At 47.0% G+C, this 14,758-nt stretch carries 11 protein-coding genes and 2 pseudogenes; 4 read left to right on the top strand and 9 right to left on the bottom strand.

Features of this window, described 5'->3' with window-relative positions:
- Positions 1-236: 236 nt before the first annotated feature.
- Together BC351_RS28060 and BC351_RS28065 are read left to right on the top strand one after the other, a co-directional pair.
- Positions 237-1,979 (top strand): cache domain-containing sensor histidine kinase, encoded by a 1,743-nt coding sequence (locus BC351_RS28060; protein ID WP_079417240.1) that lies wholly within the window; start codon positions 237-239, stop codon positions 1,977-1,979.
- Positions 1,972-3,579: a helix-turn-helix domain-containing protein gene (locus tag BC351_RS28065; RefSeq protein WP_158082250.1), complete on the top strand. Its 1,608-nt coding sequence runs from the start codon at positions 1,972-1,974 to the stop codon at positions 3,577-3,579. The genes BC351_RS28060 and BC351_RS28065 overlap by 8 nt, the downstream gene beginning before the upstream one ends.
- A gap of 52 nt (positions 3,580-3,631) precedes the next feature.
- On the opposite strand, the gene BC351_RS28070 is transcribed toward BC351_RS28065, so the two are convergent.
- The 5 genes and pseudogenes from BC351_RS28070 to BC351_RS28095 all read right to left on the bottom strand — a co-directional run bounded on the left by BC351_RS28070 (position 3,632) and on the right by BC351_RS28095 (position 10,195).
- Positions 3,632-4,729: a M14 family zinc carboxypeptidase gene (locus BC351_RS28070; RefSeq protein WP_079417244.1), complete on the bottom strand. Its 1,098-nt coding sequence runs from the start codon at positions 4,727-4,729 to the stop codon at positions 3,632-3,634.
- 88 nt (positions 4,730-4,817) lie between these two features.
- Complete coding sequence (locus BC351_RS28075) at positions 4,818-7,160, bottom strand: FAD-dependent oxidoreductase (protein WP_079417246.1); 2,343 nt, start codon at positions 7,158-7,160, stop codon at positions 4,818-4,820.
- A gap of 620 nt (positions 7,161-7,780) precedes the next feature.
- Positions 7,781-8,518: pseudogene (locus tag BC351_RS28080) on the bottom strand (MFS transporter); the annotation flags it as partial.
- A gap of 55 nt (positions 8,519-8,573) precedes the next feature.
- On the bottom strand, positions 8,574-8,843 hold the full coding sequence (locus BC351_RS28085; RefSeq protein WP_208629858.1) for a hypothetical protein: 270 nt from the start codon (positions 8,841-8,843) through the stop codon (positions 8,574-8,576).
- A gap of 908 nt (positions 8,844-9,751) precedes the next feature.
- Positions 9,752-10,195 carry a DUF5071 domain-containing protein gene (locus tag BC351_RS28095; protein ID WP_079417248.1) on the bottom strand — a complete coding sequence of 148 codons (444 nt, stop codon included), beginning with the start codon at positions 10,193-10,195 and terminating at the stop codon, positions 9,752-9,754.
- A gap of 259 nt (positions 10,196-10,454) precedes the next feature.
- Here BC351_RS28095 and BC351_RS28100 point away from each other — a divergent pair, with 259 nt between their 5' ends.
- Entirely contained in the window at positions 10,455-11,018 is a 564-nt protein-coding gene (locus tag BC351_RS28100) for an NAD(P)H-dependent oxidoreductase (RefSeq protein WP_079417250.1), read from the top strand.
- An 84-nt stretch (positions 11,019-11,102) separates the two neighbouring features.
- On the opposite strand, the gene BC351_RS28105 is transcribed toward BC351_RS28100, so the two are convergent.
- Positions 11,103-11,462, bottom strand: coding sequence for a winged helix-turn-helix transcriptional regulator (locus tag BC351_RS28105; RefSeq protein ID WP_079417252.1), 360 nt, complete (start codon positions 11,460-11,462; stop codon positions 11,103-11,105).
- Positions 11,463-11,870: 408 nt separating this feature from the next.
- The gene (locus tag BC351_RS28110) at positions 11,871-12,080 is read right to left on the bottom strand and encodes a hypothetical protein (protein ID WP_208629859.1); all 210 of its coding nucleotides are present in this window, start codon (positions 12,078-12,080) and stop codon (positions 11,871-11,873) included.
- Positions 12,081-12,333: 253 nt separating this feature from the next.
- Here BC351_RS28110 and BC351_RS28115 point away from each other — a divergent pair, with 253 nt between their 5' ends.
- Positions 12,334-13,398 carry an LLM class flavin-dependent oxidoreductase gene (locus BC351_RS28115; protein WP_079417254.1) on the top strand — a complete coding sequence of 355 codons (1,065 nt, stop codon included), beginning with the start codon at positions 12,334-12,336 and terminating at the stop codon, positions 13,396-13,398.
- Between the two features lie 321 nt (positions 13,399-13,719).
- Here BC351_RS28115 and BC351_RS28120 read toward each other — a convergent pair.
- Both BC351_RS28120 and BC351_RS28125 read right to left on the bottom strand, forming a co-directional pair.
- Positions 13,720-14,001, bottom strand: a pseudogene (locus BC351_RS28120) (class I SAM-dependent methyltransferase); the annotation flags it as partial.
- 20 nt (positions 14,002-14,021) lie between these two features.
- On the bottom strand, positions 14,022-14,687 hold the full coding sequence (locus BC351_RS28125) for a carboxylesterase family protein (RefSeq protein WP_079417307.1): 666 nt from the start codon (positions 14,685-14,687) through the stop codon (positions 14,022-14,024).
- Positions 14,688-14,758 lie beyond the last annotated feature (71 nt).

Here is a 14,758-nt window from a genome sequence, read left to right on the forward strand (position 1 = left end):
GCATCTGCGTAAATAACGTTTGCATTTTTTTGATCCGAAATCGCTTTACTGCGGCTTGCCTCTTGCCAACGACTTCGGAGGTATACGTCTACTATACGTTCTGTAAGCGCTTATAAAAATATCTTCATTTTTGTTTTAATACCTTCATTTTGGATGGGCAAGCAGCGAGGGAGGTTTCTAACACACCTTGTCGAATAGGGTAAAAAACAACTTCTCTCGGGAAAGTAGGTCTGCCATTGCGCCGCTATCTGAACACCATGAGCCTCAAAAGTAAAGTGACTCTCGCCTTTGTCCTGCTGATTCTGCTGCCTTTCATCGTGCTGGGCTTGTATACCTACGACCAAACGCAACGCTACATGAGAGATCAGTTGGTTGCGAATTCGCAAATGACCTTGAAGCAAGTAAAATCTACGATTGAGAACAAAACCGAACTCATTGAAAGCGTTAGCAACAGCATCACGTACAATTATCGCTTGCAGCAATTTCTGGCTGCCCCCTACTCGCAAGCCAATAATTCCTTAGATGACTATTTCAGCTATGCCGTACCGCTCATTAATTACGCCATGCTGTTCCAAAAAATCAATACAGAGAAAATATCGGTGTATATGAGCAACGAAACGATTCCGGAAGGATTCGGGGCCTTTTACCATGAAACGAAAGCGATACAGGAGCCTTGGTATGATACCTTCAAACATGCTGAGAAAAAGTCCCTGTGGGTGATTCGCCAAAGCCAGGAGCTTGGAGAAACGTTCGGGTATATGCAGAAAATAATCTCCCTGGAAGACCGTGATCTCGGTTTTACCCTTGTCGATGTGCGGCCAAGCGATCTGCTTGATCCTATCGCACGAATAGCAGAAAGCAACCGGCATATTGTCCTCATGGACGCCCAAGGCCGCATTCTTTTTCCTGAAGGATCAGGTGCAGCTGATCGCGCTCCATCGCTCAAGCCTCCTCCATCTGGAAGCTACGTCATTCAAAATAACCAGCTATTCATTTCGGAGCCGATAAAGGGACTCGACTTATCCATGCTGATGACGATTACACTGCCAAGATCGTTCGGCTCTCTTCGGGTGGTGACGAATCTCGCCTTCCTCACGTCAATGGTTTTACTATTGTTTGCTTTTTATTCAGTGCTGAAGTTCGCTTTAAGAAAAATGAAAACGAGCATTGGGCAGATGGCACATGCCATTGAATCTGGCTTCGAGCCCATTCCGAACGATCGGCAGGATGAATTCGGGGTGATCACCGAGAAATTTAACCTACTGTTAAATAAGATCACCGTGCTGATGAAAGATCGGATCCGCCAGGAAACGATGCACAAAGATGCCCAGTTCATCGCGCTCCAGTCCCAGATCAACCCGCATTTCATCTACAACACCCTGGATATGTTTAGCGCCAAGATGGAGCTTGCCGGCCAATTTGACGTTTCGGATGCCATGGCCGATTTTGGGAAAATGATGCGGTACAACATGGACAATCAGTTCCGTTTTACAACACTGGAATCGGAAATCCGCTACCTGGAACAGTATATGAACTTGCAGAAGATCAAGTATGGCGACAATATCGAATTAGGCATTCGCGTGCCTGACACGCTTCTTCCCTTTCAGATCATTCGCTTTATTCTGCAACCCATCGTTGAGAACAGCATCAAGCACGGTTTCCCGCAGCAAGAAACCCTGCGCATCGAGCTTGACATCTCGCTGCAGCCGGACAACACTATTCGGCTGTCCATCCATGACAACGGCCCTGGCATAGCACCCCAGCGGCTGCTTGAACTAAATGAACGGTTTCGTACGTCCGCCTATAACCCAAGCAGCAGCCCTCTCAGGGAGAGCATTGGTCTTGGCAATATCAACGAAAGATTGAAGCTGTATTACGGAGAGGACTATTCCATTCGACTCGACAGTGTGCCAGGCCAATATGCCGAAACGATTCTAACCATTCCTTACAATGCCAGAGAGGAAGACAGCCATGTATAGTGTGTTAATCATTGATGACGAGGAATTGATAGGTGATGGGGTCAAAGCTAAGCTGGAACGGGCTGGCTTACCAGTTGTGGGAAAAATCAATGTCGCCTACGGAGGCCTGCAAGGGCTTAAAGCTGCCGAGGAGATAAAGCCGCATATTATTATCACCGATATGCGCATGCCAGAAGTGGATGGCATTCAGCTGATTCGACAGCTCTCCCAGCAGCTGCCGCTAACGAAATTTATCATGCTGAGCGGGCATGACGATTATAGCTATGTTCGGGATGCTTTTAAATACGGCGTGCTTGACTATCTGCTGAAGCCCGCCAGCTCCGCAGAGCTGGCGGGCCAAGTGCAGGCAGCCATCGCCGCCATCGAAGCGGACAGCCGCCAAGCCCTCGCGTTGGAGCGAACCCAGCAGGATAAGCAAACCTTGCTCGCTGCTAGACTGAATTTGCTGCTGAACGCCGCTGCTGAGAAAGATGAACGCCTCCTGCAGCCCTCCTCTCTCGTGACTGACACGCATGACCTTCCAGACATGCTGGAGTCGTGGCATATGCTCGAATGTTTCTTTGTCCATCCTTCCTTTGCCGTTGGTTTATTCAGCATGGGTGAAGCGGCCTTCAGCACAAGAGCGCTAGCACGCACCGATGCATGCTTGAATCAGTCGATTCGTGCATCCGGATACACAGCCCAGCTTCAAACACTTGCTTTTCACGATACGCAAGGGAAGGTTTATGCTGTTTTCAACTTGGCTGAAACGCTCCCCTTGGACGCGTTTAACGCCCTGCTTCGTGAGACGGTTGAACAGCTGAGCCTGGATAGCTCGGATAAGCCCGTCGTTTCCGTCAGTAAGATCGGAGGATTAAAGGATTTGCCGCAGCTATACAGGCAAGCACAGCTTGCCATGTCTTACCGAATTTTGCGGGAGCCTGACACGGTGCTGTATCTGAATGAGCCTCCAAAACGACAGGATGAGTGGCTTCCCGCCCGCAAAGATATTGATGAGCTCCGGCAATCAGTTGAAACACTTCAATTGGAGCGTATCCATCTTTGGATCGATCGTTGGCTGCCCGACAGTCTGGTTGAGCGAATATCTCTAGAGCAGTTGGAGGCCGTCTTCGATCTCTTAATGACGGGAATTCATCGGCATTTCAATAGCCGCCTCATCTTTGAAGAAAACGAGCAGGCCCAGGCATTCACCAGCTTCCATACCCTGCATGACCTTCGTCAGTATTTAAAAGGTTATGTCTATACGGCCAAGCAGCTTGTATCCGAAAGCACGAGCTTGGAGGGAGCCGTCATTGGAGATGCGATGTCATACGTTCGGCAACATTTTTATCGCGAAATTCAACTTGCAGAAGTGGCAAATCGGGTATCCATGAACTACTCTTATTTCAGCAAGCTGTTTAAAGAACGGATGGGGTTGACCTTTACCGCTTACCTGACCAAGATACGCATGGAGGAAGCGCAAAAACTCTTGAAGGACCCCGCTTTGCGCATCCATGAAATTTCGGAAAAGGTCGGTTACAGCAACCCTTATCATTTCTCGCGGGCTTTTAAAAACCACTGTGGCATTTCTCCCAAGGAGTTTCGCAATACAATGCAATGAAAGCAAGCCCCGGTATCGATATCGACCGGGGCTTGCTTCGTTATTATTCCCTTTATGATTCACTCATATAGATCTTCAACGCCTGAGCCAAACGCCTGCCTAACCGCCGAAGTGAATCCGTCGTATACTGCATATTGACGAGACCGAAATAGGGGATTTCCATCGAAACAGCCATGGGTACGTTCTTCTGAATCATAAATGATGAGCAAGTGGGATACGGCTGGTTCCAATCGTCGCCCATCTCTATATCATAGGTCGGATCGTACGGGATCTCCCGATTGTTGTCTAAACCCTGCGTCAGATCATACAGCAATTGCCCTAGTCGCTCGATCCGGCGGTCTGCCTCGGTACCTGTCTTAACGAAAAAGACATGATCATTGCGTTCGCCCCATTTGTGCGGGCAATGGAAGTCAATGCCGACTTCGGGCTGCAGAAAACTCACATATCGCATAATCGCTGGTGTAGCTGCATAAGCGGGTTGATCGATGTAATCCCGGTTATGGTCGTGTGGCGCCCTTCCTTTACCTTGATCACCATTTTCGACCCCGTCTATGTCAACGAAAGGTACGAAATGTATGCAAAATTGATCGAGAATCCCAGATACTGAATGTTCCTCTATGAATAGCTCCAACAAACCCTCCAATACGTAGTTCACCGTCGATTCGCAGGCATGGTGACGACTGGAAAAGAAAATATGCTGCGGCGCATCCGCGTTGCCGATTAGTAAGAGAGGCACTTCTCTCTTTTGTTCAGATAGGCAAAGGGTATCACGACGCACAATCGAATAATCCTTGAATTTATCATAAAATCTTTCAAAATGCAGCAATTGATAGGGCAGCGAAAATGCGAAATAAACTTCGGGGTGATCCGAAACGAATCGGTAAACGAATGATTTGGAGTTAATTAAACTTTGTTCTCCGAGCCATGTCCAGTTCATGCCATCTAAGCTATAAGCCGGTCCCCATGGTCCAATCACTTCGCCATTCATGAATTCGAAGACGATTTCCCTTTCTTCTTCACAGCGAATACAGAAGTTCCAGTAAAACCACCAATAGGAGGAATCACGGATGTCCTGCTCCAACCTCACAACTTTATCCAGGGAGACTACCTTTATATTGCCGCCTGCATAGTCCGAACGAATGTAAATCACGCGCAGCCCTCCTTTAGACCGTTTGTGTCCGTATTTGGCATATCCAACCTATGGAAATAATATCCATCTCCCTCTGTTGTTATCTATCCTAGGAATAACATCGAATCTCATAAATAGCAGCCGATTGGTCACCGTTGGTTGCATCGATGACAACGCGCAGCTTATCGGTATGAACAGGCTGCTCCAGCGCGTGGCGGCAATGACGCTGGTAATTCCCCCTTATCTCAAGAAGCTGCTTCCAAGCGCCGCCAACGAAGGCTTCTATCCGATAATCCTTCGGACACTGCGGGTCACGATAAAACGGTGCATACCCCCGATATTCCCATAAAAGACTGCCCGGGAAAGAAATCTCGATTTGCCGGATCAGTTTAAGCTCCTCCCAGCTTAGCTCCAACCACTGCGGAAGCGACTCGCGCGGATCCGAACGCCACAGGTTCGTAAAGCGATACGGTCTTGTGACCCCATTGATCACATGCTCCGGAGGGTATGCATTCTGAGAAGGCTCAACCCGGAAGCTGCGGGTTGGCCCGTTCCAATCCCTGCGCATCTTTCCTTGGCCCATTTCATAGGCACACGTCTGCCCTGGCACGATGCCGTCTGCACAATGCCAGACGAGGTGTGGATTCGCATGCAGATCCAAGCGAATGTAGATGCCAGCCTTCAGACCGTCACGCTCGCTTAGTTGCACCTCCCAATCAATCCATTGATAATCCCCCGGCATGACTTGCAATTCCGTAGTGGCAAGCAACGGCTGCTCCTCCGTGCGGTAATCCCAAATATGATCGACGGGAAGGATGGTTGCTTTCACGGTTTGAGGGCTTCCACTTCGATTCGTCAAGCATACCGAAACCCGGTTCAACACGCCCTCCGAGATCGCAATCCACTGCCCTTTCCGCTGATTCAGCGCATCATCCTGCGGTCCAAGCTGACCCGCCGCCAGCAGATCCGCTCTCACTTCACCGCCATAGCACGCCGCTTGGCTGCTCGCGATCACTTGTGCGCTGCGGGCAAGATCCAGCTCGTCCTCGTTCGTCGTATTCAGTAGAAAACAGCCATCGCGAAGCAGCGTTTGTTGCACGTCCCTGATTGCTTCACTCGGCACATCCGCAAGCGCCAGCCCTTTCCGCAAAGCGACCGCTGCCGCTGTTCCAACCGCTTGCCCGACAATGGCGGTCGTCCCCATGACACGCACGGTGCCGAGTGCCGCATGGGTTACCGAAATGTTCCGGCCGGCCATCAGCAAGTTATCGACATCCTTGGCGATCGTCGATCGGAGTGGAACGCCATACGGGCCACAATAGCTTTTGACCATATAGGAGGACGTTTCATTATAGCCTTCGGCACTGGCATGCTCACTCGTCGGCGCAAGCAATCCCCCCGGGGTGTGCAGATCCAGAAACCAGCCTCCGTAAGCGATTTCGTCTTCAAACACCGTTTTATTCAAAGGATCATGCTCGGTCATCAAGTAGTGCCCCATGATTCTGCGACTTTCGCGTTTGCCCGGCACCTGACCGATCCAATCGATCGCATGGTTGGCCGCCAGCTCTTTCGTCTTCGGATCCTTGTTCTTGATCCAATCCCAAACTCCTAAGACATACCGCGTCAGCTCATGGCGAATATCCTCATTTTCATAAATTGTATGCCAAGGCACGCCAATCTCGATCCACCAGTAACCACCGCGCACATCGTTGGGGTTCCGTCCCTGTTTATAGAAAAAGTCCGGATTATCGAGCTTCGCCGCCCAATCGGGCGCCGTGAATGGCGCTGGGTAGCCCATATCTTTCGTCTTAAAATGAATCGAATTCCCCATCACATCCCCGCTAGCCTCAAGCGGCGCATGCGGTTCGTCGAATTCCGCGCGTCCTTCGGAGCCCATCCGCCATTCGCAGCCTGCACGATCGGCAACAATGCCATCACCTGTGCAGTCAATGAAAACATCTGCAAGCAATTCAAGCTCCAGCTCCGCGTTCGCCACATACCCTACGACAGATGCAATCTTGCGAGCATTCGCCATCCGAACATCCAGAATGGTCGTATTCAAATAAAAGGTTAAATTCTCGGTCCGCTGCGCCATGTCATACATCGTCATATCCCACACGCTGTTCGTCCAGCCGTTCTCGAACACCGTCTCGTGGTTGCGCGCGCGCTCCTCAATCAACAACTCTGAGATGATCCCGGTTTCCTTGGCATACACGTGAAAGGCAGCCGCACCATGCGGGGTCACTCGGACCTCGGAAGAGCTGTTCCCTCCGAAGACGGGACGGTCCTGAACTAGACAGGTTCTCGCCCCTTGTCTAGCCGAGGCAACGGCCGCGCAGAAGCCGGCAAGTCCGCCGCCGCACACGACAACGTCGTACTTCTCTGTCTTTTGCCTGCTTGCTCTTGCCGATTGATTCCCCGCTGAACTTGTGTCCTTGAAGTCAGTCGTCATGTTCTCAAATCTCCCCTTATGAAGCCGTATCCCCACTCCTCCCGAAATGAGAGATGACAGCGGTTTCTTTTCCTCCTCTCCACTTTAGCGTTGGTACTCTTAGAATAAAATATCTCCATTTTAGATTTGATGCCTTCATTTTGTATTTAGTAATCCGCCCAGTAAGCTCATTTGTAAACATTCGCTTATACACTTTCGGACCTACACGCTCAGCGGATGCTGGAGCATAATGGAACTGCAGCTCTCTCCGGCGCAGGGTGGATAAATTCGACGGTGTATGCTTTTCTAGCTTCCGTTAGTTGCGCTGGTGTCATGGTGCAAACCATAATCTAGACGATAAAGATTTAAAAGCATGTCGTAAAGATCATTACTGAATTCACAGAAACAAGATGAATCAATTTTCCGTTTAGATAAATTCGATTTGATTGTCAGATACAACTCCCGTTACTTGAATGCAAACAAGGAAGCAGCTGCCGCGGCATTCTACTCCCTGTTTATTGTGCTATCGTTAATTCGATACCTTATATATGCTCGACGGAGCTGGTATGATTTCAAGTGATTCGTAAATAATCTTACTTCGAACACGTCACTTCTATCCACTTTGCTTGGCCGGCACGATGGTAAACTTCGCCGAACCAGTCGGACAGCTTGCCGGCCAATGGCCTTACCACCGTAAGCGCAATGGCGTATACCAAGAAGAATGTGCCGGCGTTGACCCTGATGGATTCCGCGAACAACGGCAGGAAAGTCGTGATGCCACCATAGGCAACGGCCAGAAAGAAGAGCGCTGTAGTAACGGGGAGTACCGATTTTTCAAACATTTCGATCTTTTCGTTGCACCTTTCGGTTGAAACGGGATTTTGGTTGTGGAAATTAGCAGAAACGAAACCGCAGACAGTCCTGTTGCGAGTAAAAACAAGGTCTGGAATGAACCATTCTGCAGCACCCATAAGCCGAGCAGCGGACCAATCGCCATCTCGACCGTCATCGCCATGCCGAACCTACCCATGCCTTCACCCGGCGCGAGTCCGGAATGATATCAGTGACCGATGTACTGATAGACTCGTGGAAAAGGCCCAACTGGCGCCATGCAGAACACGCAGCGCGAGCAGCATTACTATGCCGGCAACCCAGTCGTATAGATACATCGATATAACAAAGAAGACAAGCCCCCAAATCATAAACGGCCTTCTGCCGTACCGATCAAGCAGCCCCCCGACAATCGGACGAAAGACAACAGCGGTCAGTGTGAACACCCCAGCCGCTAGTCCGACCTGCAACTTGCTGCCGCCCATTTGCTTAATAAATAACGGCATCGCGGGCAGCAGGATATAGAATCCTGTGAATAAGAACAGCATCCCTAGCGTCAATTGAATAAAAGACGTTGTCCATAGTCATTCCATGTCATCCTCCTTAGACTTCATCTGTCCGGACTTTCTCTATCTCTTCCTTCATCCACTGAATCTCGACCTCTCCCATCCGCTTGCGATGATCGAACACCCACAGTAGCTGCACGCGCTGTTTCTCAGGCTCTGGCTTGTGCTGTAACAGATACCACTCAAAGTCTGCAACAATTTTGAAATTCCTCTCCAGAATCTGCAAGTACAGTTCGAGGCAGACCGGACGGTTTTCTTTGACAATATACTGAAAATAAACCATCTTGAACCGGAACGTGAGCTCCATCTCGGCTTCCGCAACCATTGAGGACGAAGCGAAAGGACGAGATCAATGAGAATTCTAGTTGTTTCGGCCCATCCGAATGTAGAACAGTCGCGTATAAATAAACGCTGGATGGCGGAATTACGTGGCTTAATTAGCTATACGATCAGCGAACAGATTCGCCCCCTTTAAGTATTTTCCAATCAAATCGGCATGACTTTTCTGCCGCATTATAAATTCTATGGAGCAGTCTGGCGACGGTTGACCAGATCGAAAATAACGCCTCAGACTATGTGAAGCATATCTCATCTCCCGATCCCAATCCTATAATCGTTCGAAAACTATGCTCGATGAAATGAGTAAACCAATTACCAAATTAGTTCGTAAAACGGTTTTTTTACTTACGAGGATGAAATGAGAAAACTGTGAGGTCCGAGTTGCTCCACGGCTGTAGGCCGACTACTAAACGTTACACCTGCCCGTTATTTTAAACCCTCCCCCCTCCCGCAGGCGTAACTAATAACTAGCTAGCTCATTAATTACACAAAATGTAATAAGCGTTCACCCTGTTGATTGGGTGAACGCTTACTAGTTTACTTCAAAACTTTATTTGTTACTTCAAGACTTTATTTCTCACTTCAAAACTTTATTGTCTACTTCAAATCTTATTTGTCACCCGATATTTTTTGTTGGGTGACAATAAAGTTTTGAAGTGCAAGAAGCCAGCGAATTCAAGGGTTTGCTGGCTTTTTTGTGAAATATAAAATACAAATAATGTTCTGAAGTGGTTATGTTGAAAAATTAAGCTAAAATACAATTAAGTTTTGAAGTACTTCTTACAAACATCAATAGTTCTCATTGAACTAACGTTTCTCGTTAGTTCAATGATTAAAAGCTTCATATTTCTAGAGCGCTTCTTTTTGTATTATATTTTAGGCTCTCGCTTTTTTTAATACTACTTTATTTGATAATACGGATTGCTCAATGCCTAGTCTGCCGATAAGCTCTTTTATTCCATAAATCCACATACTATCTTCTTCTAAGTCTGCTTGATCTAATACTGTATCAATAAAAGGTATTAGTTCATTGGTATCAAATTGCTTTATGACTTCTATCGACTCACTTGCTCCTGGCCAGTTTAGATCTTTTAGCAAATATAGTAGCCATTGAATAGCTATGATAGCCCTATCTTTACCCAAACTACGTATGATTTTCATTGAATTGCCCCACGTGTCCTTATCGGTGTCTTGAATAAGGCGTGATATATATTTATCTTCAATTTTATTAGAAAAATAATTCACTGCTTCTTCCTGAGCGTTTTCTGGCATACTCCATTTGAGAAGTCCTAAATAATACTGGAATTCCTGTTCCTCCATCCTGCACCCCCTCTAAAATTCATAGAACAGCTTTCGGACCATGCCTTTATCCTCGTCATGATGATTGTTGCTATCGTTCTGCTATCGTTTCCGTTAGTTCAATAATCATAATACGATGTTAAATACATTTAGTATAGTAAGTTCGCGTGACACTCACCTTAATGACAGTACCTGTACTAAAAGTGCGTACTTACATATTTACAGTGCAATCTTTATACTCAAACAAAGGAAATAAATAAGAATCAAGGAGGACAAATCTTTGAAAACTCTGGTTATCGTAACACACCCAAACATAGAAACATCCGTCATAAATAAGCAATGGGTAGAAGAACTCAAAAAACATCCGGAAAAGTATACTGTTCACGAATTGCATAAGGTATACCCTGATGGAAATATAGACGTGGAAAAAGAACAAAAATTGGTTGAATCGCATGGCAATCTTGTTTTTCAGTTCCCTATATATTGGTTTAATTGTCCCCCTCTCCTTAAAAAATGGCTTGACGATGTTTTAACTTATGGGTGGGCATATGGTTCAAATGGAGGCGATAAATTAAAGAATCGCAAAGCTGCTTTAGCAGTATCTGCCGGTATTAAAAAAGAAGATTATAGTGAAGAGGGAAGATACGGCTACACACTTGAACATATATTATCTCCTTTTGAATCTACTTTCCTATACTGCAATGCAAATTATCGTTCGTTCTTTGCATTTTATGGTAAGGAAAATGAGCCTGGTGAAAATGTGCCTGGTACAGAAAATGAACCTTCTGTAAGCCAATTGGAAAAAAGCGCACTAAATTATTTGAATTTTGTTGATAACCTTTAAAGTTAGCTTTATTAAAGCTGATATAAAAAAGAAGTATTTCCTTGTTCAGGAGATACTTCTTTTGATTTTAAAAAATAGCTATGTCTACTGCTGTACAGCCTCCAGAGCTGGCGAACTGTTTTTCTCTCCCCACTCGCACATCATATTTAACAATGGAATGAGAGAAAGACCACGATTAGATAATGAATATTCAACTTTTGGAGGTACTTGTGGAAATTCCTTGCGTATGATAAGGCCATCTGCTTCCAGCTCTTTTAACATGATGCTTAACGTTTTAAAGGAAATGGTACCGATACATCGCTTCAGCTCATTAAACCGCACAACCTTATTTTCAGACAGCCAATACATAATGGTCATCTTATATTTACCGCCTATTAAGGACAACGTGTACCCAAAGCCAGTGTCTTTTAGTATCACGCCAGTCGGAACACAGGTTTCGCGCACAAGTAACACTCTCCTTTTGGTAAGTATGTGATATAAATATTCATACTTTATAATAGATCATTATGCAATTTTATTGAAAGGATGTAAATGGCTATAAAATTTGCTTTACACTAAATTTGAATAAACTTTAGAAACGGATTTTGACCAGAATGATGGCAGACACTTTACGTCCTGGCCGTACGCGAATGCGGAGGGTGAGTGTTGGCCGAAACAAGAAATGGTGACCCAAGCGCTCGGTGTCTCGTAAGGCGGTGACGGTCTATTACGTCAAACTGCCCGATAGCTCAAAAGTCAACCGATCCCATTATGGGAATTTCCCCAAGCCTAATCCTCTCTTTTCGGGTGCCACATACATCCCGAAAACATTGCCTTTATGGACGGTTTTCAGACCGCTTTCCCTTACAAAAGCTACGATCCAACTAACGAACCACTATCTTCAAAAGCTCCAAGTACAAACTTGCCCTCTGTGGGTTTAATTCGCTCTACTACCATTTCCAATGAAAATTTTACTTCTCGCTCATAAGTCGATCCAAAAGCCTCCGGATTAGTTCTCAGGGCACTTAATCGCAATTCCTGATAGAACCTTGCATCGTGCTCATCCAGAACTCTAATATTCATCAAGATTCCTCCCGTTTCCCTTTGGTCAGTTCTCACACAAACCATAGTCAACTTATCTACTTCGCTAAACTGCCCGTTAGCACAGCAGGCCACCGAGCTTATCATCGGCAGCCTGCTTATTCTTTGTTAAGAGGGTGGCTCCGGTACCGATATTATGTACGTCACGCCAGCTGATAACCGTCTTAACTTACTTTTATTGAGTTACATTAAAATATAAAGTATAATAAGCGTATCTAGAAGGGAGCGAATCATTATGTCCGATCTTACGACTTCTTCAATCGAAATAGGACTAAGCACATTCCTCGAGGCTGCTCCGAGAGCCGGCGGCGTCACTCACGCCGAACGGCTCCGACAAGCGGTAGAGGAGATTAATCTGGCCGAGCAAGTCGGTCTGGACGTCTATGCGATCGGCGAACATCATCGCGCGGATTACGCGAGCTCGGCACCAGCCGTTATTCTGGCCGCTGCCGCATCCACGACAAAACGAATCCGGCTCTCGAGCGCCGTGACCGTGTTGTCTTCGGACGATCCGGTTCGCGTGTACCAAGCTTTCTCCACCTTGGACGGCCTGTCCAATGGACGGGCCGAAATTATGGCAGGCCGCGGCTCGTTTATCGAATCTTTCCCGTTGTTTGGATACGACTTGAACCACTACGACAGACTATTCGAGGAGAAGTTGGAGCTTCTGCTCGCGATCCGCGAATCGGAGAAAGTAAGCTGGCGCGGCGGCCACCGCCCCGCCATCGACAACCTGGGCGTCTATCCGCGATCCGTACAGGAACCGTTGCCCGTATGGATTGGAACCGGCGGAAATCCGGAGTCCGCGATTCGCGCCGGCATTCTAGGATTGCCGGTCGTCTTTGCGATCATCGGCGGCATGCCGGAGAGGTTCGCTTCTCTAGTCAACCTCTATAAGGAAGCGGCCGCGAAGGCCGGACACGACGTAAGCAAGCTGCAGATCGCGACGCATTCACACGGCTTCATCTCGGATACGACCGAGAAGGCTGCCGACTTGTTCTACCCGTCGACGGCAGCCCAGATGAACACTATTGGGCGCGAGCGCGGCTGGCCGCCATACACCCGCGATTCGTTCGACGCCGCCCGCAGCCTTCGTGGAGCGCTCTACGTCGGCGATCCCGAGTATGTTGCGGAGAAGATCGTGCTGCTTCGCAAGAACCTGGGCCTAACGCGCTTCCTCCTGCACGTGGACGTCAGCACGATGCCGCACCACGAATTGCTGCGCACCATCGAACTGCTCGGCACGAAGGTCGCGCCGATCGTCCACAAGGAGCTTGCTCGCGGGGCCTCGCAGGGGTGAGCTTGGCTGTGAATGCCGATTTTTATCGGCATTCACGAAGCGTTCGCAGCACGTGGAGGCAAGCATTGCGGTCCATCACTCAGCAATGGGTCCGAACCAAGGTGTAAACCCCTGAGTTAATTATTTATCCATATTACCAGATATCCCCATAATATTGATTCACTTTTTTCTAAAACTGGATTTAATTGCAAAGGCAGCCGATCAACTTTGACCGGCTGCCTTCATCTTAATATTGAACTCTTGTTATCCGTTACTTCAACAATCGTCCCTCATTTATGCTTGATTTTAATGGTTTGGATATCGAATGCTTATACTGTTCTCTTATCGTTTTCTTGCTTTGATTACAAAAGTTACAGGAAGCATCTTTGCTTTTTTTGCAAATTTGCTGTTACCCCGTGATTGAATAATTTCATCATCAGACTGCTCAATCATTTGCTCAATGAAAAAGCCCGCTTTAGCCAACGCATTCACATAGGTTGATAGTGTACGGTCCGATAATGTTAGCGTACTTTCGTCAAGAGATGACGAATACCAAGATTCATCGAAATAACATTTTTTAAAAACAAGCGTATTATTTTCATCAACAACACATTTGTGTCTCTCGTTAGAGCGTAGAAACAACTTTATTTCCTTAACGTTAAAGAATGACCTAGAAACCAGGCATATAATTCCGGATTATCGTATGTTTCTGTCCAGGAGTTATGATTCATCTCAGGATAAATTGTGAAAGTGACATTCCCACCATTTGCGCGAAGTACATCTACCATTTTTTCCGATTCAGCAATAGGAACTACATCATCCTTCGCGCCATGGAATGCCCAGGTGGGCGTTCCTGTTAGTTCATTTATCCGGTTGGGGTTACCTCCACCACATATTGGGGCGATAGCCGCGAATCTTCCTGGATACTCTGCTGCTAAGTGCCACGTACCATAACCACCCATGCTTAGCCCCGTCAAGTATAACCGATCTGGATCTACGTTGTAGTTTGCGACGATCTCATCCACTAAGGCCATCAATCCGTCTTGTTCAGCATTCCAAAAAGAATCCTCCGGGCATTGAGGGGAAATCGTAATGAATGGAAAATAAGGATCCCGTTCTGCTATCATAGGAATTCCATGTGCTTTTACCAACTCCAGATCATCACCACGCTCACCTGACCCGTGAAGAAATAAGATTAAAGGCCACTTAATTGAGGATTCTTTTTCATAACGATCTGGCAAATGTAAGAGGTATTTTATCCGCACTTTTTTTGTTATTTCTATTTCCAATTTATTTGCGGTTTGACTCATTGTATCTCCCTCACTTTTGCGATATCTCCCATATGGGATAAAGATAGAATTCACCATATTTGCCGAAATTC

The sequence above is a fragment of the Paenibacillus ferrarius genome (genome assembly GCF_002027705.1).
In the GTDB taxonomy this organism is placed as follows: domain Bacteria; phylum Bacillota; class Bacilli; order Paenibacillales; family NBRC-103111; genus Paenibacillus_E; species Paenibacillus_E ferrarius.